At 43.8% G+C, this 19,862-nt stretch carries 18 protein-coding genes and 1 other RNA gene; 7 read left to right on the top strand and 12 right to left on the bottom strand.

Annotated elements, in window-relative coordinates; all coding sequences use genetic code 11:
* Positions 1–2: 2 nt before the first annotated feature.
* A complete protein-coding gene (locus Xsze_RS09205; protein ID WP_038239186.1) occupies positions 3–608 on the top strand; it encodes an HD domain-containing protein in 606 nt (201 codons plus the stop codon).
* A 91-nt stretch (positions 609–699) separates the two neighbouring features.
* On the opposite strand, the gene Xsze_RS09200 is transcribed toward Xsze_RS09205, so the two are convergent.
* From Xsze_RS09200 to Xsze_RS09185, 4 genes are read right to left on the bottom strand one after another with little or no spacing between them, the layout of a single operon-like run.
* Positions 700–1,947 (bottom strand): HlyD family secretion protein, encoded by a 1,248-nt coding sequence (locus Xsze_RS09200; protein ID WP_244431811.1) that lies wholly within the window; start codon positions 1,945–1,947, stop codon positions 700–702.
* Between the two features lie 52 nt (positions 1,948–1,999).
* On the bottom strand, positions 2,000–3,466 hold the full coding sequence (locus Xsze_RS09195) for a TolC family protein (protein WP_038239190.1): 1,467 nt from the start codon (positions 3,464–3,466) through the stop codon (positions 2,000–2,002).
* A complete protein-coding gene (locus tag Xsze_RS09190; protein WP_038239192.1) occupies positions 3,459–4,667 on the bottom strand; it encodes an ABC transporter permease in 1,209 nt (402 codons plus the stop codon). Before Xsze_RS09190 ends, Xsze_RS09195 begins: the two co-directional genes overlap by 8 nt.
* Entirely contained in the window at positions 4,657–5,397 is a 741-nt protein-coding gene (locus Xsze_RS09185; protein ID WP_038239195.1) for an ABC transporter ATP-binding protein, read from the bottom strand. Before Xsze_RS09185 ends, Xsze_RS09190 begins: the two co-directional genes overlap by 11 nt.
* A 360-nt stretch (positions 5,398–5,757) precedes the next feature.
* On the opposite strand from Xsze_RS09185, the gene Xsze_RS09180 reads away from it, so the two are divergent.
* The 3 genes from Xsze_RS09180 to Xsze_RS09170 all read left to right on the top strand — a co-directional run bounded on the left by Xsze_RS09180 (position 5,758) and on the right by Xsze_RS09170 (position 7,156).
* Positions 5,758–6,045 (top strand): hypothetical protein, encoded by a 288-nt coding sequence (locus Xsze_RS09180; RefSeq protein WP_038239197.1) that lies wholly within the window; start codon positions 5,758–5,760, stop codon positions 6,043–6,045.
* A gap of 269 nt (positions 6,046–6,314) precedes the next feature.
* Complete coding sequence (locus tag Xsze_RS09175) at positions 6,315–6,599, top strand: hypothetical protein (RefSeq protein WP_038239199.1); 285 nt, start codon at positions 6,315–6,317, stop codon at positions 6,597–6,599.
* A gap of 212 nt (positions 6,600–6,811) precedes the next feature.
* Positions 6,812–7,156 carry a hypothetical protein gene (locus Xsze_RS09170; protein WP_038239201.1) on the top strand — a complete coding sequence of 115 codons (345 nt, stop codon included), beginning with the start codon at positions 6,812–6,814 and terminating at the stop codon, positions 7,154–7,156.
* Positions 7,157–7,617: 461 nt separating this feature from the next.
* Here Xsze_RS09170 and Xsze_RS09165 read toward each other — a convergent pair whose 3' ends face one another.
* The 8 genes from Xsze_RS09165 to Xsze_RS09130 form a co-directional block, all read right to left on the bottom strand.
* Positions 7,618–8,307 carry a formyltransferase family protein gene (locus tag Xsze_RS09165; protein ID WP_038239204.1) on the bottom strand — a complete coding sequence of 230 codons (690 nt, stop codon included), beginning with the start codon at positions 8,305–8,307 and terminating at the stop codon, positions 7,618–7,620.
* 514 nt (positions 8,308–8,821) lie between these two features.
* On the bottom strand, positions 8,822–11,698 hold the full coding sequence (gene gcvP / locus Xsze_RS09160; protein WP_038239207.1) for an aminomethyl-transferring glycine dehydrogenase: 2,877 nt from the start codon (positions 11,696–11,698) through the stop codon (positions 8,822–8,824).
* Between the two features lie 90 nt (positions 11,699–11,788).
* Positions 11,789–12,181, bottom strand: coding sequence for a glycine cleavage system protein GcvH (gcvH, locus tag Xsze_RS09155; RefSeq protein ID WP_038239209.1), 393 nt, complete (start codon positions 12,179–12,181; stop codon positions 11,789–11,791).
* Between the two features lie 68 nt (positions 12,182–12,249).
* Positions 12,250–13,347 (bottom strand): glycine cleavage system aminomethyltransferase GcvT, encoded by a 1,098-nt coding sequence (gene gcvT / locus Xsze_RS09150; RefSeq protein ID WP_038239211.1) that lies wholly within the window; start codon positions 13,345–13,347, stop codon positions 12,250–12,252.
* A gap of 369 nt (positions 13,348–13,716) precedes the next feature.
* Positions 13,717–14,946 carry an FAD-dependent 2-octaprenylphenol hydroxylase gene (gene ubiI, locus Xsze_RS09145; protein WP_038239213.1) on the bottom strand — a complete coding sequence of 410 codons (1,230 nt, stop codon included), beginning with the start codon at positions 14,944–14,946 and terminating at the stop codon, positions 13,717–13,719.
* Positions 14,925–16,151, bottom strand: coding sequence for a 2-octaprenyl-6-methoxyphenyl hydroxylase (gene ubiH / locus Xsze_RS09140; RefSeq protein ID WP_051462435.1), 1,227 nt, complete (start codon positions 16,149–16,151; stop codon positions 14,925–14,927). The genes ubiI and ubiH overlap by 22 nt, the downstream gene beginning before the upstream one ends.
* A 24-nt stretch (positions 16,152–16,175) precedes the next feature.
* Positions 16,176–17,504 (bottom strand): Xaa-Pro aminopeptidase, encoded by a 1,329-nt coding sequence (gene pepP / locus Xsze_RS09135; protein ID WP_038239215.1) that lies wholly within the window; start codon positions 17,502–17,504, stop codon positions 16,176–16,178.
* A gap of 195 nt (positions 17,505–17,699) precedes the next feature.
* Positions 17,700–18,275 (bottom strand): YecA/YgfB family protein, encoded by a 576-nt coding sequence (locus Xsze_RS09130; protein WP_038239218.1) that lies wholly within the window; start codon positions 18,273–18,275, stop codon positions 17,700–17,702.
* A gap of 260 nt (positions 18,276–18,535) precedes the next feature.
* On the opposite strand from Xsze_RS09130, the gene zapA reads away from it, so the two are divergent.
* From zapA to Xsze_RS09115, 3 genes are all read left to right on the top strand, one after another.
* On the top strand, positions 18,536–18,838 hold the full coding sequence (zapA, locus tag Xsze_RS09125; protein WP_038239221.1) for a cell division protein ZapA: 303 nt from the start codon (positions 18,536–18,538) through the stop codon (positions 18,836–18,838).
* A gap of 171 nt (positions 18,839–19,009) precedes the next feature.
* Positions 19,010–19,193: non-coding RNA, 6S RNA (gene ssrS, locus Xsze_RS09120), on the top strand.
* Positions 19,194–19,242: 49 nt separating this feature from the next.
* Positions 19,243–19,839: a 5-formyltetrahydrofolate cyclo-ligase gene (locus Xsze_RS09115; protein WP_038239223.1), complete on the top strand. Its 597-nt coding sequence runs from the start codon at positions 19,243–19,245 to the stop codon at positions 19,837–19,839.
* Positions 19,840–19,862: the final 23 nt, after the last annotated feature.

Here is a 19,862-nt window from a genome sequence, read left to right as displayed (position 1 = left end):
ATATGTCATTAGCTGTACCTCCTGTTGATTTTGGTCCTTTTACTGATGTTATTGCATTTATCATGGAGCTGGACAAATTAAAATATGTCCACCGCAAGACAAAGCTGTTGAATAATGTGCGCCATGAAAACTCCGCTGAACATAGCTGGCATTTTGCTATTGCTGTTATCGGTTTTGCGCCTTATGCCGGGGATGTGAATATTAGCCATGTCATTCAAATGGCACTCATTCATGACATCGTTGAAATTGATGCCGGGGATGTCATTGCTTTCGATCTCGCTGCCCGTAAAGCCATTGAAGCAGAAGAAGTGAAAGCGGCCAACCGTATTTTTGGCTTGCTGCCGGAAACACAGAGAGATTATTTTCTGGCGCTCTGGCACGAATATGAAGATGCCATCACACCTGAAGCGCGTTTTGCCAAGACACTCGACAGAATTATGCCAGTATTCATGAACTTGCATAATGATGGCCAGAGCTGGGTTGAAAATGGCATCCGCTTTGAACAAGTCCAGAGGCTGCTTCACTTTGTTCCAGAAAGCTACCCTGAACTGTGGAAATACCTGCTGCCACAATTAGAAGCCGCGAAAGAAAAAGGCTGGTTGAAGTAATTACCGCCTTCAACCGATAAATTAAGCTGTCAGATATAATCTCTGGCAGCTAACATTCACGCTACGCCCTCTTTCATTCCGAACTGTACTGTCACCCATGAGGCAATGCGATAAATCCTGCGTTCAGCCCGTGGATTTCGATACCTTCCGGCATCGCTTCTCCGGCAATCACCTGCCGTGACACCGGCTGGGTATTTAAGTCCGGGCGCCAGATTACGGATAGCTGCCCGTCGCTATTACGAACCAATGTTTTTTCGGGTACAACAATTCCCTGCTCATTGCGATAAACAATAATATTCACTTTGGCACTCATACCCGGCCTGACGGGAGCATTCTGGTTCATGGGTGAAATCACTTTAATCACAACATCGTAATAAATCGCCGAGCCGGGATTATCATTATTTGCACTTTGCATCGCAATGGTTTCAATTTCACCATCCAGAAGGTTTTCAGAAAATCCCTCTCCGCTGATTTTTACCGCCTGCCCCTCTTTGAGTTTGGCAAGGTCAGCCTCTTCAACCTGAGCCAACACCTGATATTGTGTCGTGTCCATAATGTCCAGCAAAGGGGTTCCCTCAGTCACCCGAATACCGGTCTGTATTGTGACGAATTTCCCTTTTTCTCCCTGTGTGGCTCTCAGTATGACACCTGAAAACGGGGCCTTAACTGTTTTGTTGGCGTGCTGCTCCTGCAAAGCCTGATAGTGGCTTGTTGCGTTCTGAAGCTCCATCTCCGCAACACTGACGTTATTGGCATCCCCTTTTTGGCGGGTCGATGTCAGCTCACCCTGTGCTGAAGCGAGATCGGTCAGTTGCCGGCGAAGTTGCTGCTCAAGGGTTTCCACTTCCATTCGAGGAACAATGCCACGTGCAAAAAGCGCCTGTGTTTTTGCGAGGTTATTTTTCAATTCCATGACCATCTGGTTCGCATTTTCGACATTCCTTCTGGCCCGGATAACTTCCTGGCTGTTTTCCCAATCATGTAATTGCTCAACGACGGAGGAAGCCTTAATCATCTCAACCTGCGCCTGTCGAAGCTCAATATCAATTTTCCGGGTATCAAGCGTGACCAATGTCTGGCCTTGATCCACTCGCTGCCCTTCTTTTACCCACACCTGCCTGATAATTCCCTCAAATGGCGCCGGTATAGTTTCAAGGCGTCTGGATTGCAGCTTGCCAACCAATCCCAGTTGTTTTTCTATCAGAATGGGGGAGATTTCCACCCATTGTACCGATTGTTGGGCGGATGACTTTTCTGAAAACGGATGGCGCACAGCAAAAAGAGAACAGAGCGCCACAATCAATATCCCCGCGATAACCCACCGATAACGTTTAACCATGGAATATGGAAATCTTGTATGTGAAAATACGGAATGTGAAAATATCGGGCGTTTATTCATTAATCACTATCTCCCAACTTTCCAATGTCGTACCGAGAACCTGATCCAGTTCAGCCTGCGCATTGAGATAGTGGATAAGTGTATTCAGGCGGGCATTTTCAGCATTTCTGAGATCGGTTTCAAAACTCAGCACCTGAAAGTTACTGGATCTCCCTACCTGCAATTTTTCCTGCTCAATTTCAAGTTTCTTCTGGGAAAGTGAACTGGCTTTTATTGCCAACTGATATTCTTGCCAGCGGGATTCGGTATCACGAATGGCATTAATGACTTTCTGCTCCAGATTGATTCTGGCTTCTTCCAGATTTAGTGCCTGTTTCTGGACATCCACTCTGGCCTGAACTTCCGCTTGTTTTTTTGTCATATCACCGATTGGAATATCCAGCTGTATCCCCACATAATTTTCCCAATTGCGGGAGTCAGAAGAGGATGAGCGATACCGGGATGTTCCCCCAACCAAAGATAAATCCCAGAGCCGATTGTCTTGGGCTTGCAACAGTTGAATATCTGCGGCTTTTGCAGAAAGTAATTGGATAAGATAAGCCGGTTGCTGAGCCTGTGCTTTTTTTATGGACTGCTCAACATTCAGACTGACATGGGCGCCTTGCAACGTATCGGTTGCATGGATAGGCGTTTTGAGACTCAGGGCGAGTAACTTGAGCAATGCCAGCTTTGCGGCATGAACATTATTTTCAGCTTCTTTCGCTGAAAGTTCTTGCATGGCAAGATCTGCCTGAGTTTGTATGATATCTGTCTGAGCCATTCTGCCGGCATCAATCAGCTCCCTGTTCGTCTCCACCAATTTCTGCATACGCTTAAGGGAAGCGACAGATAATGCCTGTTGTTCCTGAACTCGGAGCAATGCATGGTAGGCCAGAATGATTTGTGTGATTGAATCGGAAATCGTGGCTTTTAAATTCAGCCGATGGGTTTGTTCCCGCAATTTCGCCAGTAATACCGGGGCATTATTGATATCCGTTCCCGCGCCCCGCAAAAGCGGCTGGATGACCGTAATGCTTGCGCCATCATTGTGAACATTGTTGTTCCCCGCTTTATTGTATTCCCGCGCCCATGAGAGCGCAAAACGCGTTCCCAGCGGGGCCAGTAATGTGGCATTGGGCGAAAGGTTGGCTTTCCTGAAATTTTCATCCTGGTTTTTACCTGCAATGTAACGCCCGCTCAGCTGTAGCTTCGGAGTAAATCTGTCTTCCGCAACCCGTAAATCAAATTTTTGCGCAATGCGATCCAGATAGACACTGCGAATGGCATAGTTATTTCTTAAACCCAGCGATATGGCATCACTCAATGACAAACCGACCACTTCTTCCGGCGCTTCCCGACCCAAACCATAATCAGATTCTGATGCAGCAAATTGTTTCTGTTCAAGCGCAAAAACGGTTGTTTGAGGAAAACAGAAAAACAGGATCAGGGCGCCACCATAAAGGAAATATTGTTTAATCATCGCGTAATGCCTGTACGGGTTCCATTTGTGAAGCTTTATGTGCGGGGTAAAAGCCGGAGATAATTCCCGCCACAATCGAACTTCCGATCCCCAAGGGAATGGATAAGGGAGCCAGAGAAAATGACCAGCCAGAATATAAAACAAAAAGGAAGGAGACGATGACACCGATCAGTGCACCAAGCATTGCACCCGCAAAAGCCAGCACGGCAGTTTCATATAAAAACAGACGTCGGATATCCTGAATTCTTGCGCCCAAAGCCATGCGCAATCCGATTTCTTTTCGGCGGGCTGAAACGCTCATCAGCATAACATTCGCGATGGCAATACCGCCGGTGAGTAATGAAATCCCCGCCAACCCTATCAACATGAAAGAAAACGTTTTACTTTGTTCTGTTTGCCCTTGCAGCAATTGTTGGGCAACCCGAACCTCAATTTCAACCGATGGGAACTGACTCTCAAAGAACGCCGATAAATGCTTTGCATCGGTTTCTATCGTGTCCGTTTTGATTGTGCGGGAAATAATGCCATTCAGTTGAGTACTGGATGATATTTTGCGCATCGCTTCGATCGGCACAACAACGACTGAATCCAGAGAAAAAGGAAAGATAGGGTTTTGCCCTTTTATATCGAAAACACCAATGACTGTGTATAAGTAATTGCCAATTTGTACCTGCTCGCCAAGTATTCTGGAGGCATCCCCTTTTCCGAGCGTCGTGGCGATTTCATTCCCCATGACCAGATAAGGCGAGCGTTGGTCATGATCAGAAATAAACCGCCCATGACGCATTTGCAATTGCATGACGTCTTCAAGTTCAGCAGAAGCGCCTATCAAAATAAACGTTTCAGTTTTCCCGCCATAACGCACAGGAGAAGAATAATAGATCCACGGAGCGGTTGAAGACAAACCGGGAACCGCCGTTTTCAGGTCGTCCATTTTAATGGATTTACTGTCAATTCCATGGCGATAAGAATAAAAATTGGTGGTAATAACGTTGATATCAAGCCCGCTGAACATTTTTAATGCCGCAAGTGTGGCGTTATGGCCGGTATTCACGAAGGCCACAACCGACGCACAGCCAATGGCAATACCCGATAAAGCCAGCAGAGTACTTCTTCCTGTCACCATTAAATTACGCCAGGCTTCCCGCCACATCATAGGGACTGACATGCCATAACGACCAAACTGGCGCTTACCCTGCATGAATGGCTACACCTCTGGTTTCATGCAGCTGGCCGTCAACCATGCGCAGTTCACGCTGCATATGATCCGCCACCATCGCATCATGAGTAATGACGACCAGCGTCATCGCGTTTTCCGTGTGGAGGGAAGAAAGCAGCAACAAAATTTCCTCTGCCGTTTGTTGATCCAGATTTCCGGTGGGTTCATCCGCCAACAACAATGAAGGCTCCCCGACTAATGCTCTGGCAAGTGCCACCCGTTGCCGCTGACCACCGGAGAGATCTGCCGGATAATGCCCGGCACGCTGGGCCAGCCCCACCAAATGTAATTTTTCTCTGGCAATCCTATGGGCCTGTGAGGCTGAAATACCACGGTAAAGCAAGGGTAGTGCGACATTTTCCGTTGCCGTCATTCCGGGCAACAAATGAAAACTTTGAAAAACAAAACCAATTTCTTTATTGCGCATTCTGGCACGAAATTCATCATCCGCCGTTGACATATCAACACCACAAAGAAAATATTTCCCGGAAGTGGGTTTATCCAGCAAGCCAAGAATATTCAATAAGGTACTTTTACCTGAACCTGATGTACCCACAATGGCGCAACTCTGACCGACAAAAATTTGAGCCGTAATATCTTTTAGAATTGATATTGGGTTCCGTTCACCCTGTTGATAAACGCGGGTCAGATTTTGCATATTAATCACCGGTGTTATCAAAGATGTTGACAATGTAGAGTTTATAGAAACCATTATGGCTTATAATATCCTGCGTCTTAATATCTATATTGATATTTATCAAAGTAACGGAAATTTGAATACAATAAAGAATGTCCGAGAAATAATCTATACATCCGATTGTATATTATTTTTCTCATTAATATTGCAATTATAGATAAATTACTTTCCTTATGTGAATAATAGAAATTTACCCACCCATTATAAATTATGATAATCAAAATTAGTTTTTCATTCTATCGTGGAATACATAGGCGGTTTATAAATTTTAAAATTGTACCCTAATCAAGGGTAACTTAGATTTAGGGCGCATTATAAAATACAACGCTATCAATAAAACATTTTAAGTTCCAGATCTATGACAGGAGAATATTTATGTTCAAGAAATTATTGACAGTAGGCACATTGGCAACGGCATTAATAGCCGGAATTGGAACTGCATCGGCAGCAAAATATTGCAGCTCTCCAGATGCCCAATATGCCAATAACGGCAAGTATTTTAGATATGTTATTAACCCTTCAAATACATTTGCTAATGTGTTCGTGGAAAACACGCGGTTTGGAAAAATAAAATGGTATTTTAAACAAAATATTGGCGCTTGTGAATATCATACTGGGCGCAATGCTTTTCAAGCTTATTATGAAGGTCGATTGATAAAGTAGTGACTTAACATGCTTTCCATCACATCGATAAACCTCGTTGAAATTAACGAGGTTTTTTATATTACTGCATATAATAACATCACTTTTTTTACTAAAATATCCGACAGACATTTATAGATCCAACCAAGATAAAAATATATACCGTTTCCAAATTTTGAAATGGTGAAATTATTTTATGATGATTTACATTTAGCGCACCTTATCACAGGTAATTGAATAAGTAATAAATGTAGATTAAAAGTTAAAAAAAATATTAAAGGACGGTTTTTATGTTGAAGAAATTATTCGTCGGTAGTGCATTGGCAGCAGGTATTACCCTGACCACAGGCATTGGCACAGCATCAGCAAGCACAGATATTCCCTGGAAAAACTGCTATTCTTCTTCTATCGAATACAACAATGGCGTATATACAAAATACCTTGTTAAAGATGGCATTGTTTTTCTTGATGTACGTAAAGAAAATGGGCATGAGTGGCATTTAAAAGGCTTTAAAAAATTATATTCCTGTGGAATGAGTATTTACGTTGGCAAATATGAAGCCATAAAGCCATAAGAAAAAATACCGCAACCCTATTGTTTCAATGGTTTTATAAAACTAATTGACCTCGTTAAGATAACGGGGTTTTTCACTTTATAATCACAAAGGAAATTACATAATTACAGGGAAAACGACAATATAAAAAACATATACAGCGTCCAAATTTTGAAATAGTAAATATATCTTTTTATGATTTATATTTATCCCGCCTTATCAAATATGATTTGATGAGTAATAAATTTGAACATAAAGTTAAAATAATATTAACAAGAGATTTTATATTGAAGAAATTACTTGTTGGTGGTGCATTGGCCGCAGTTATTACATTAACAGGCAATATCGCAACTACGTCACCAAATAAAAATTTTAACTATAATGATTGTTATAGTTCCGGGAGAACTTATACTGGTCTAAATGGCGCCGTATTTGTTTTATATGAAGTGCGCCCTAATTATATTTTTGACAGTGAATTCACTGACGGAAAAGTTCATTATTCCTTGCAGGGTGTTAAACCGATGACAGCCCATTGCGGTAAAGGCTATGTTGCTTACTACGAAGGTAAGAAAATATAACACCCTACAATGAGCCTCTTTTAGAGGCTTTTTTCCCAAAGGTTACTTTATTCCACATTTTTGTAAAATAAAGTAACCTATCACTGATATAGCAGTTAATGGCATGAGTATAATGAAAAACCTTGTTAAACTTAGGTTAGTTCCATATATTAATATAATCAAAAAAGCCACACCTAAATTCAACAAGATTGCAAACAGTAAAAACTTTTTTGTACAGCCTACGATAATATAAAGAATACTTATAATGAGTGCAAAACAAAAAATAAATAGCCCATACAAAAATTAAATAAAAATTAAATAAAAATTAATGACCCCATACCCTGAAAGAAGTCACTCAGCAATCCGTCTTTATAAACATATACCCTTCGTCTTTCAAGTTGCCCTTTGTTGGCTGCATAAATAATAAAAAAGCCGTATTGATATTGTCTTCAATACGGCTTTTTTTGTTTTAATATTCGTTTTTACATTTCTTTCATTTTAAGAAAACTGGCTTCCGCTTTACGTTTCACTTCATCGGTAAAGGTTTTGCTCATAAACAACGGGCTTTTAATATCCTGTTTAATCGGTAAAGTATCCGTAAACTGGAATTTATTCTCTCGTTCAAGATAGCTTTTCAACAGCCCGAATGCGGTCAGCTGAGATTCACCTTTTACTCCCCATATGCTGTCTAATGCCCAAGGCGAAGGAAGCCGCTTTTGTTCAATAATCGGGCCAGTATCTATTCCGGGATCAACATAATGAATTGTCGCCCCCGCAGACCGTTCAACCGCTTTCTTGTTTTCTGATGTTGCCAATTGTTCTATCGCAAACATGCCCCTGGCATAAGGTAAAATAGCGGAATGCGCATTGACTATCCTTTTTTCAAAATGCTCTATCCAAAATGGCGATAGAATAACCGTCATAAAAATAAGTGCCCCATCCTTATCTTGGCTGCATTCATGATTTAAATAATCCTGATAAAAACTTTCACCGAAATTGCCTGTTTCAATCATCATTGCGGAAGATAAAGAATGTGTTTCAGGAACACCATGAGCCTTGGCCAGGTATTTTTCTGTTTCGTTAAGACCTTGGTAAATTTCTTCCAATTTAATAATATCATCATCTGTTATTTTTTCTTTTTTTGAAAGCTCATGATGTATATTATCCAGCAATGATATATCTAGTTTCCTAGAGTTCCTGACTATCCAATTTAGCTGAAAACCTCTCAGTTTTTCATGAAGAAAACTAGTGTGAAAAAATGCATCTGTCATAACAGTAAACATGTTAATTCCTATTAGTGTAAGAGGTTATTATTTTCATAAAGTAGTTTTGCAATGTTTTCACGTTCGATTAAATCACAATACTTTTTCTTTACACAAGTGAATTAGCTGTTTATTGGGTTGTGGTTGGCATATATCTTTTTATTATTACTTATTGTTTTTATTTAAACTCAGCTTTATTTTTTACTAACCTCCCTTTAACCAAAACTAAAAGAATAACGAACAAAAAAGCAGTATTGATTATTTAATCAATATAGAATTTAACTGTATGCTTCCGAAGAGAAAAATCCCCATCCTAAGATGAGGATTTAACAATATGCCTGTCGTCGCACTTATTATCATTCAAGGAGCAGATTTATTCTGCTGCCCCTTGAAACGCTAATGCAACGGACATGTTAAGCCGAGATTAACGATAGTCTTCAATCGGCGCACACGAGCAATGTAAGTTGCGGTCACCGTAAACATCATCAAGACGTTTAACTGTCGGCCAGTATTTATTGGCTTGAGTTTCCATTGTCGGGAAAACAGCGACTTCACGGCTGTATGCATGGTTCCAGTCAGATACCAGTTCAGTCTGAACATGTGGCGCATTCACCAATGGGTTATCTTCCAAAGGCCATTCTCCGCTTGCCACTTTGCTGATTTCTTCCCGAATTGCCAGCATTGCGTCAATAAAGCGATCAATTTCAACTTTGCTTTCTGACTCTGTCGGCTCAACCATCAGGGTTCCCGCAACAGGGAATGACATGGTTGGAGCATGGAAACCATAGTCAATCAGACGCTTCGCGATATCCATTTCACTGATGCCAAACTCTTCTTTCAGCGGGCGGATGTCCAGAATGCATTCATGCGCAACGTAACCACCACGCCCGGTATAGAGGATCTCATAAGCACTTTTCAGACGGGTTGCAATGTAGTTTGCGTTCAATATCGCAACCTGACTTGCTTTTCTCAGCCCGCTCGCCCCCATCATCCTAATGTACATCCAGCTGATGGGCAGGATGGATGCACTGCCGAATGGCGCAGCAGACACGGCACCCAATGTGGATATTCCATCCATTTCAACGACTGAATGGCCGGGAACAAATGGCGCAAGGTGTTTTTTCACGCCAATTGGCCCCATGCCCGGACCACCGCCACCATGCGGAATACAGAAGGTTTTATGCAGGTTCAAATGCGATACGTCTGCGCCAATAAAGCCTGGGGTCGTAATACCGACCTGAGCGTTCATGTTTGCACCGTCCAGATAAACCTGACCACCATTCTGATGAACAACATCACAAATTTCACGAATGGTTTCTTCGTATACCCCGTGGGTCGATGGATAAGTCACCATGATACAAGCAAGGCTATCACGATGTTTTTCTGCTTTTTCGCGTAAGTCAGCGAGGTCAATGTTACCGTCTTTATCGCAATCCACGACCACAACTGTCATGCCCGCCATATGCGCGGAAGCCGGATTGGTACCATGGGCAGAACTCGGGATCAGGCAAATATGGCGATGCTGCTCACCGCGGCTGGCGTAATAACGACGGATCGCCAGCAAGCCTGCATATTCCCCTTGTGCGCCCGAGTTTGGCTGCATACAAAATGCATCGTATCCCGTTAACAGTACTAACCAATGGGAAAGCTGACCAATCATTTGATGGTAGCCCTGCGCTTGTTCCGGAGGGCAGAATGGGTGCATGTCTGTAAATTCAGGCCATGTAATCGGCGTAATTTCTGCTACCGCATTCAGTTTCATCGTGCATGAACCCAGCGGGATCATCGCTTGGTTCAAAGCCAGATCTTTACGTTCCAGACTATGCATATAGCGCATCATGTCCGTTTCACTGTGATAACGACGGAAGTTATCATGTGTCAGGATTTCGTCACGGCGCAACATGGATGCGGGAATGGCTGGGTTGGCCGCTGCCATTTCAGCATCGAGCGTGTCGATATCCAGTACGGAATCAGAACCTGTCAGGACCTGGAACAGCGTAATTAAATCAGCACGGCTTGTTCTTTCACTCAAGGAGACACCAACGGCACCAAGAATATCGGTACGCAGGTTAATTTTCGCTTTTTTCGCTCTTGCCAATACCTGTGATTTATCTGCTACTTCAATGGCCAGTGTGTCAAACCATGTTTTATGGCGCAACGAGATGCCGGCTTTCTGCAATCCCGCAGCCAGAATGCTTGTCAGTCGATGAATGCGGTTCGCAATGCGTTTCAAGCCTTCAGCACCATGGTAAACCGCATACATGCCTGCAATATTCGCCAGCAAAACTTGGGAGGTACAAATATTGGAGTTCGCTTTTTCACGACGAATATGCTGTTCACGCGTCTGCATCGCCATGCGCAGTGCTCTGTTACCCGCTGCATCACGGGAAACACCGATGATACGCCCCGGCATAGAACGCTTGAATTCATCACGGCAGGCAAAGAAAGCCGCATGAGGGCCACCGTATCCCATCGGAACCCCGAAACGTTGCGCCGAACCAAATACAATGTCTGCCCCTTGTTTGCCCGGTGCGGTCAGCATGACGAGAGCCATGAAATCCGCAGCCACACTCACAACAATTTTTTTCGCTTTCAGGTGTGCAATCAGGTCGCTGTAATCGTGAATTTCACCCGTCGTGCCAACTTGTTGCAGTAAGACACCGAATACACCTTCTAATTCCAGTACTTTTTCTGCTTTATCAACAATGACCTCAAACCCAAATGTCTCAGCACGAGTACGCACAACATCCAATGTTTGTGGATGAATATCATCTGCCACAAAGAAACGCTCAGCACCTTTCAATTTGCTGATCCGTTTTGCCATTGCCATGGACTCCGCCGCTCCTGTTGCTTCATCCAAGAGAGAAGCAGAAGCCAGCTCCAGCCCTGTCAGATCGATAGTCACTTGCTGGAAATTCAGCAGGGCTTCCAGTCGGCCCTGAGAAACCTCTGGCTGGTAAGGCGTATAAGCGGTATACCAACCCGGATTTTCCAACAAATTACGCAAAATGACTGGCGGTAGTATGGAAGGCGAATATCCCATGCCAATATAAGATTGATAACGCTGGTTCTGGTTCGCCATCACTTTCAATTCGGCCAGAGCCTGTTGTTCAGTCGCACTTTCTCCGATTGCCGGCGGCTCGGGCAATACGATATCACGGGGAACGATTTTATCTGTCAGATCGTCAAGAGAATTTGCACCAACCATCGCCAACATTTCTGTTTGCTGTTCAGCAGAAGAACCAATGTGGCGACGAATAAATTCACCCTGATTTTCAAGTTGGATTAATGTCTGGGTCATTGATGATAATTTCCTGAAACTAGCTACTAAAAAAACAGCACATATAAAAAAGCCCCATTCACAAACGTAATATGGGGCGGAGTAAGGCAATTATTCGTTTTCTTCCAAGAGTGACTGATAATTTTCAGCATCAAGCAAATTAGCGATTTCACTCTCATCAGTGATTTTGATGCGGAACAGCCAACCTTCATCATATGGTTCACTGTTCACTAATTCGGGAGAGCCTTCTAAATCAGGATTAATAGCAATGATTTTACCACTCAATGGTGCGTAGATATCAGAAGCAGCTTTGACTGATTCCACGACTGCACAGTCATCACCACAGGTTACCTCTGCACCGATTTCAGGCAAATCAACGAACACCATATCACCCAATAATTGCTGGGCATGTTCGGTAATGCCTACGGTGTATTCCCCATTCCCTTCCGAACGAACCCATTCATGTGATTCTGTATATTTTAATTCTGTTGGTACATGACTCATTGCTGCCATCTCCTTGTTTCTATTAATCAATCAAAACATTACAACAATCAAAACATTACGTTCAAAAATTAATCTAAGAGTGATTTACCCATCCGTACAAAACCCGGTTTAACGACCTGAACGGGCATTTCACGATTACGGATCTGGACAATGGCCTGCTCACCAATGCCCTGCGGTACCCGAGCAAGTGCGATGCTAAATCCCAAAGTTGGAGAAAATGTTCCACTGGTGATGACGCCAGAATGTATTTCACCTACTTCATCAGTGAAGCTAACAACCAATCCACTACGCAAAACCCCTTTTTCACGCATCACCAGCCCAACCAGTTTTTCAGTGCCAGTTTCGCGTTGTTTTTCCAGCGCTTCACGGCCAATGAACTGACGATCTTCGGGTTTCCACGCAATGGTCCATCCCATGTTGGCAGCTAAAGGTGATATGGTTTCATCCATTTCCTGACTATAAAGATTCATGCCTGCTTCAAGGCGCAATGTGTCACGCGCGCCTAAACCTGCGGGCTTTACGCCTGCTTTCAATAAGGCTTGCCAGAAATCTGCTGCTTGTTCTTTCGGCAGGGCAATTTCATAACCCGCTTCACCGGTATAACCTGTCGTTGCAATGAACAAACTACCCGACTGAACACCAAAGAACGGCTTCATGTCCATTACAGCCTGTTTTTGTTCATCATTGAATAAAGATTGGACTTTGGCTTGTGCATTCGGGCCCTGAACCGCAATGAGCGCTAAATCGTCGCGCACCGTTATCTCAACATCGTATTTTTCAGCATGTTGATTAATCCATGCTAAGTCTTTTTCACGGGTTGCTGAATTCACGACCAGTCGATAGGCGCTATCAGTGAAGAAGTAAACAATCAGGTCATCAATAACACCACCGGAAGCATTCAGCATTCCGCTATAAAGGGCTTTGCCCGGTTCAGTCAATTTGGCGATATCATTTGCCAGAAGGTAACGAAGAAAATCACGGCAACCCGTGCCTTGCAGATCCACAATCGTCATGTGAGAAACGTCGAACATACCCGCATCAGTACGAACTGAATGATGCTCGTCTAACTGTGAACCATAATGCAGGGGCATCATCCAGCCATGAAAATCTACCATGCGTGCTCCGCATGCCTGATGTTGATCATATAGTGGCGTGTGTTTTGACATTATTTCCCTCTTTTCATTCTTAACATGAAAACATTCATAACCCGAAAAATACGGCGCATTAACCGGCAGGTGTTAGCTCATGAAATAAAGAATCGGTTAATCACGCAAACGATACCTCATTGTCAGAAGTTATCACTGAAAGGAGAAATGAACCATAAAATAAATTAGCAATACTGGAGTAATAACCTGAAAAAATATTCACTATGATTCAGAATTTTTATCTAATTTTCTGTGTTGAAACACTCAAAATTGATTATGTATTGAATAAAATAAATTTTAAAAATTGGAAAATGACTAAAGTGTGAAGCAAATCAACTGAACACACTCTAGTCAAATATAAAGAAAACTAATCCGAAATGAGGGGCGAAATTAGATTTTTTCAATCAAAGAGGATTGAGACAACCAATCAGGGAGGTCATTAAGCCCCATGGCATGGCGAAGTAATTGTGGTTTTATTCCCGGTAAGTGTTCTGCCAGTGATAGCCCAACACCACGTAATAACCTTTTCGCTGGGTTATTACCATCAAATAACTGACGAAACCCTTGCATTCCTGCCAGCATAACCGCAGCGCTATGCTTGCGACGACGTTCAAAACGCCCCAGATAGAGATATTGGCCAATATCTTTTCCCTGACGATGTAAGCGCTTCAATTCACCTATTAATTCCGCCACATCCATCAATCCCAAGTTAACCCCCTGACCTGCCAAAGGATGGATTGTGTGTGCGGCATCGCCCAAAAGTGCTAACCGGTGCGCGGCAAAGTTACGGGCATAACGTCCCACTAACGGAATGGTTTGCCGTGAGCTGATCAATTCACTGTGACCAAGGCGCATGTCAAAGGTTGCGCTTAACTGCTGGTTAAATAATTCAGCCGGCATGTTTTTGCATTGCTGTGCTGATTCGACTGGCAATGACCAGACAATGGAACATAAATGAGGATCAGACAACGGTAAGAAAGCCAATATTCCGTCACCATGAAAAACCTGACGTGCTACGCCTTCGTGAGGTTCCTCTGTCCGAATGGTTGCCACCAGGGCATGGTGTTCATAATCCCAGAATGTCAACGGAATATCAGCATGCTGCCGTAGCCAGGAATGAGCGCCATCCGCCCCAATAACTAAACGCGAAGTCAGCATATTGCCATCAGATAAAGTGATAAATGCTTCGTTTTCCCCCCAAGCCACATTTTTGAATGAAGAGGGAGTGAAAATCGTCACATCAGGCAAACTTTCCGCCCGTTGCCAAAGGGCCTGCCGGATGACATCATTTTCAATGATATGCCCAAGATGAGTCAGGCCATTTTCCGCAGCATTGAATTGAATGCGGCCAAAGTTATCCTGATCCCATACCTCCATGCCTTGGTATGGGCTCACTCGCATCTCAAGAATATGTTGCCAGACACCAAGGTAGGCTAGTAACCGTTCACTTGCGGCATTAATGGCAGAAACACGCAGCGCATGTTCATTATTGGCACTGAATGCCTCTGTCGGCGGGTGCTCTTCCACAATCGCGATGCGCAAACCGCTCCCTTGTAAACCACAGGCCAGCGCAAGGCCAACCATACCGCCCCCTGCGATCACCACATCAAATGATTGCATGTTTCTCTTTCCTCTTCATCTGCCAATGGTGACTGAGCAACCCAACCTAATGTCTGACGGGCTAATAACGCCCGCACGGGTGATAATTTTTCCATTGCCCTCAGACCAAGATTGCGCCCAATTTTTAACGGCAAGTAATCATTGGCGAATAATTTGACCAATCCATCGGTAATGCCAATGGTTTTGTTACGATCCGTATTGCGTTGTTGCTGATATTGCGCCAGTACCTTATAAGAACCAATATCTTGCCCTGCAATCGCTGCATCTGAAATGACTTTTGCCAGGGTCATGACATCGCGCATACCCAGGTTAAACCCCTGACCGGCAATCGGATGCAAGGTTTGGGAGGCATTTCCCACCAGTGCCAAACGATGGCTCACTTGCCTGTCGGCTGTCGATAACGCCAATGGGTAACTATGCCTCTGCCCTGTTTCCAACATTTTGCCCAAACGCCAGCCAAATGCATTTTGCAATTGCTGAAGGAATTCATTCTGACTCCATTGATTGATTTCAGGTTGTTTTTCCAGCGGATGACACCAGACTAATGAACTGCGTCCTTCAGACATCGGCAACAACGCCAGCGGGCCATGTTTGGTGAAACGTTCAAATGCCCTTCCCTGAGGGTGTTCAGATGTCAGTACATTAGCGATAATCGCCACCTGACCATAGTGTTGTTTCTGATATAAGATATTGCACGATCGGGCTACGACTGAGTGGCTGCCATCCGCAGCAACCAACAATTCACCCGTCAGCTTTTTGCCATCACCCAGCGTCACAACCACCGCGTTTTCCTGACGCTCAACGGAATCCACTTTTGCCGGACAGTAAAACTTGATATTCGGTGCCCGTTTCAATAAATCAAACAGATGAACGCCAGCATCATGCAGTTCAATCACGTTGCCCAGTGCCGGAATACCATAATCATTGGCATGAATGTTGACAAAACCACTGTGGCCACGGTCGCTGACATGAACGTGATTGATTGGGGTCACACAATTTTTCAATGCAGACCAGACACCTATTTGATTTAAGCGCTGGCATGTTCCATAAGCCAGAGCAATGGCTCTTGCATCAAACCCCGGATGCGCCTGAGTAGGTTCTGCCGCTTCAATCAGGGAGACTTGCAACTGCCCCCGGCTCAACGAAGAAATAGCCAGTGCCAACGTCGCCCCGGCCATTCCTCCCCCCACAATAATCACGTTCATTGTTACATCCTGATTAACTTAACTTTAACCCTGTTTCTGGCCCTGTTTCGCCTGTGCCATCAGCGCTTCTATTTCATCCGGATCTTTCACGACATACTCGGTCAGATTTTCATTTCCGGCATCCGTGATGACGATATCATCTTCAATGCGGATACCTATGCCCCGATATTCCAGTGGAACATCCGCATCCGGTGCAATATAAAGCCCCGGCTCGACAGTTAACACCATGCCCGGCTCCAGTATGCGATCACGATCCGTGCCATAATGCCCCACATCATGTACGTCCAGTCCTAACCAATGACTCAAACCATGCATGAAAAATTGGCGATAAGCATTGGTTTCGATCAATTGTTCGACTTCTCCGTGCATAATTCCTAATTTGACCAATCCCTTGACCATGACACGCACTACCTGAGCAGTGACTTCCCGAATGCTGGTACCCGGCTTGTACAATTCAAGGGCGACATTAATGGATTCCAGAACAATGGCATAAATTTCACGTTGAGGACGCGTGAATTTGCCATTGACCGGGAATGTTCGCGTAATATCACCTGCATATCCTTCATGCTCACACCCTGCATCGATCAAGACCAAATCTCCGTCTTTCATGCGACGCTCATTTTCAGTGTAATGCAGGATGCAGGCGTTTTCGCCAGCGCCCACAATGGTGTTATAAGCTGGAAAACGCGCACCCTGACGCGTGAATTCATGGTGGATCTCTGCTTCCAGCTGATATTCAAACATATCCGGGCGGCAAGCCTGCATCGCCCGGGTATGCGCCTGTGCGCTGATCTTCCCCGCTTTGCGCATGATTTCCAGCTCAGCCTCTGATTTGAACAAACGCATTTCATGTAGCCACGGACGCCAATCCACCATCGTTGAAGGGGCGCTCAGATTACGACGACTGTTTTTACGCAGCTTATCTAACGCCCCAAAAACGATGTTATCCGCGTATTCAAATTCCCCTTGAGCGTGGTAAACCGTTTCAAGACCATTCAGCAACAGGTAGAGCTGTTCATTGATATCATCAAATGGCAGGGCACGATCAACCCCCAGTTTTTTGGGTGCGGCTTCCTGCCCAAGACGGCGACCAAACCAAATTTCCGCAGTCAAATCCCGAATACGATTAAACAATATACTATGATTATGAGTTTCATCGCTTTTTATCAGTATCAGAACAGATTCCGGTTCACTGAATCCAGTCAGGTAAAGAAAATCACTATGTTGACGATAAGGATACTCACTATCTGAATTACGTGTCACAGGCGGGGCTGAAAAAATGATCGCTGCACTGGCCGGTGCCATTTTTGACAAAAAAGCCTGACGACGGGATAAATATTCTTGTTTAGTCATACCCTCTCCTGCAATTTCGATTTCATTATTATTAGTTGGTATACCCTTCATCTTTCAAATTGCTGATTTATTAGCCATACTGAAACCTCCGGCTACATAATCACACATACCTATATAACCGGAGTTATGTTTCCTCACCGTGACTCTGCCACTTAAAATCTGCAACTTAAAATCGACAGGGTGATTCAGAGCCAATTAATGCAATGTTGGCTTTTCATTTTTTTTACTATCTGTGATTTTGGGTGAAGCTAAAGCGATATAACAAAGCTGAACAGCAACGCGTATATATTCCAATACTTCTTCAAGCGCTTGGGATAATTCTTCCTGATCTTCGTTTTCGTCATACCCCAACATTCCGATGTCGCGCAAGTCGGTGACTATTTCCTTAATTTCTGGTTTTTCCGTCAATTTTGGATTTGCTACGCCTAATCCCAACAAAAAATGGTTTACCCATCCCGCCAACGCATCTGCACATTCAAAAACCCCCAATTCCTCATCAGGAAGCAGTAAATTAAATGCAAAATTATTGTCATCCAACAACTCAAACGTTGTTTCGTATAATTCCCTGAGGGGCTGAGCCAAAACCTGCGAGAATGCCAGGCCATCATTGGCAAGATCATGCACCAGCGTTTGCCAGCTAGTATCATGGTTCCCACCGCACAGTAATCCGCTGATTAAGCCATGCATTTCAGCAGCGGTCAGTGCAACGGACTGTTGCTGCAAAATTTCATCGAATGATTGATAATTAGGTAATGAGTTTTGTATAGACATGTATATTGATCATCGTTGGCGATATAAGTTCATGCTATGCTACCATCAAGGGGAGTCGCTATACCAGACAGCATGCCGATATAAGAAAGGGGCTTCTGGTATTGTACAGTAATGATTGGTGCCGACCTTGTTTTTATAGCAATATTTAATTTATATCCTATTATTTCAAATTGTGGCTCAGCCCATAAAGCAACAATTTGAAAGATAAAGGATATATGCCAAAATCAAGGTATCGGCCAGTAATAAATCAGGAAGGTGTCATGTCTGCACAGCCAGTAGATATTCAGATTTTTGGGCGGTCATTACGCGTCAATTGTCCTCCAGAGCAGATAGAAGCATTACAAGCTGCTGCTGAGGAACTTGAGCAGCGTTTGCATAACCTCAAAGAGCGCACCAAAGTAACTAACACTGAGCAACTGGTTTTTATTGTGGCACTGAATGTTTGTCACGAGTTAGCACAGGAAAAAATGAAAACCCGTGATTATTCCTACAATATGGAACAAAAAATAAAAATGCTTCAGCAGTCCATTGAAAAGGCGCTGTTAGAACAGGGTAAAAGTTAGAAAAAGGTAAAATAATCGATACCATTATTGATCAACAAACTAAATCTTGTTGATAAATCAGACAGTAGTCACTCAAGATTAATATAAGCTATTGCTTTCTTCATTTAGTTTCATACAATAGGTTTCACGACGTTGCAGATGACCCATTTGGGTGATCTGAACGACAAAAAAATTTCTCTGAGGTGTTTGTGAGCAGGTAAGTCCCCTGAGCCGATATTTCATCTCTATAGAATGTGGTGCTCCGTCTCTTGTGAGCATGCTTGGTTTATCCAAGAAGCCTAATAGAGGCGACACTGCGTTCACCTTGAACCAAGGGTTCAAGGGTTACTACCTGCAACGGCATCTTGGAGAACCCCCTATCTTTATCTGTTTTGTATCCTTTTCTGCATCAATAGGCAGGTATCATGCAATCAGATTCATTTTTCTCTTTTCGGAAATCCATCAGAAAAAAAATCCGACAATTGCGTCAAAATTTATCTCCCGAACAACAATTTCAATTTGCCCAACAAGCTGCTCAGCGAGTCATTACACATCCTAAAATTCAGCAAGCCCGCAGAATTGCGCTATATCTTTCTTTTGACGGGGAATTGGATACACGTCCGCTGATTCAGCAGCTCTGGCAACAAAATAAACAGGTCTATCTGCCAATATTGCACCCCTTTAGTCGGCATCATCTGCTTTTCCTGCATTATTCCCCCGATACTCCCCTCATTCGGAACCGTTTCAATATCGAAGAGCCACCATTAGATATCCGGCAGGTTTTACCCGTATCCGAACTGGATGTGATGTTTATTCCACTGGTTGCTTTCGATTGCACCGGACAGCGTTTAGGCATGGGAGGCGGATTTTATGATAGAACTCTCGCCAAATGGCAACAACAACATTTTTATCCCATCGGGCTGGCACATGATTTTCAGTTGGTCGAAACATTACCCAGCGCAAGTTGGGATATCCCTCTGCCAGAAATCATTACCCCAGAAAAAGTATGGCAATGGGATTAAAGTTAACAGGGCTATTTTTATCA

It is taken from the genome of Xenorhabdus szentirmaii DSM 16338 (assembly GCF_002632585.1).
Lineage (GTDB): Bacteria > Pseudomonadota > Gammaproteobacteria > Enterobacterales > Enterobacteriaceae > Xenorhabdus > Xenorhabdus szentirmaii.
This window is presented reverse-complemented; position numbering and strand designations above follow the sequence as displayed.

Excerpts from the sequence above, each read along its gene's own strand:
- Xsze_RS09205 (WP_038239186.1), top strand. The coding sequence starts at position 3 with ATGTCATTAGCTGTACCTCCTGTTGATTTTGGTCCTTTTACTGATGTT.
- Xsze_RS09200 (WP_244431811.1), bottom strand. The coding sequence starts at position 1,947 with ATGGTTAAACGTTATCGGTGGGTTATCGCGGGGATATTGATTGTGGCG.
- Xsze_RS09195 (WP_038239190.1), bottom strand. The coding sequence starts at position 3,466 with ATGATTAAACAATATTTCCTTTATGGTGGCGCCCTGATCCTGTTTTTC.
- Xsze_RS09190 (WP_038239192.1), bottom strand. The coding sequence starts at position 4,667 with ATGCAGGGTAAGCGCCAGTTTGGTCGTTATGGCATGTCAGTCCCTATG.
- Xsze_RS09185 (WP_038239195.1), bottom strand. The coding sequence starts at position 5,397 with ATGGTTTCTATAAACTCTACATTGTCAACATCTTTGATAACACCGGTG.
- Xsze_RS09180 (WP_038239197.1), top strand. The coding sequence starts at position 5,758 with ATGTTCAAGAAATTATTGACAGTAGGCACATTGGCAACGGCATTAATA.
- Xsze_RS09175 (WP_038239199.1), top strand. The coding sequence starts at position 6,315 with ATGTTGAAGAAATTATTCGTCGGTAGTGCATTGGCAGCAGGTATTACC.
- Xsze_RS09170 (WP_038239201.1), top strand. The coding sequence starts at position 6,812 with ATGAGTAATAAATTTGAACATAAAGTTAAAATAATATTAACAAGAGAT.
- gcvP (WP_038239207.1), bottom strand. The coding sequence starts at position 11,698 with ATGACCCAGACATTAATCCAACTTGAAAATCAGGGTGAATTTATTCGT.
- gcvH (WP_038239209.1), bottom strand. The coding sequence starts at position 12,181 with ATGAGTCATGTACCAACAGAATTAAAATATACAGAATCACATGAATGG.
- gcvT (WP_038239211.1), bottom strand. The coding sequence starts at position 13,347 with ATGTCAAAACACACGCCACTATATGATCAACATCAGGCATGCGGAGCA.
- ubiI (WP_038239213.1), bottom strand. The coding sequence starts at position 14,946 with ATGCAATCATTTGATGTGGTGATCGCAGGGGGCGGTATGGTTGGCCTT.
- ubiH (WP_051462435.1), bottom strand. The coding sequence starts at position 16,151 with ATGAACGTGATTATTGTGGGGGGAGGAATGGCCGGGGCGACGTTGGCA.
- pepP (WP_038239215.1), bottom strand. The coding sequence starts at position 17,504 with ATGACTAAACAAGAATATTTATCCCGTCGTCAGGCTTTTTTGTCAAAA.
- Xsze_RS09130 (WP_038239218.1), bottom strand. The coding sequence starts at position 18,275 with ATGTCTATACAAAACTCATTACCTAATTATCAATCATTCGATGAAATT.
- zapA (WP_038239221.1), top strand. The coding sequence starts at position 18,536 with ATGTCTGCACAGCCAGTAGATATTCAGATTTTTGGGCGGTCATTACGC.
- Xsze_RS09115 (WP_038239223.1), top strand. The coding sequence starts at position 19,243 with ATGCAATCAGATTCATTTTTCTCTTTTCGGAAATCCATCAGAAAAAAA.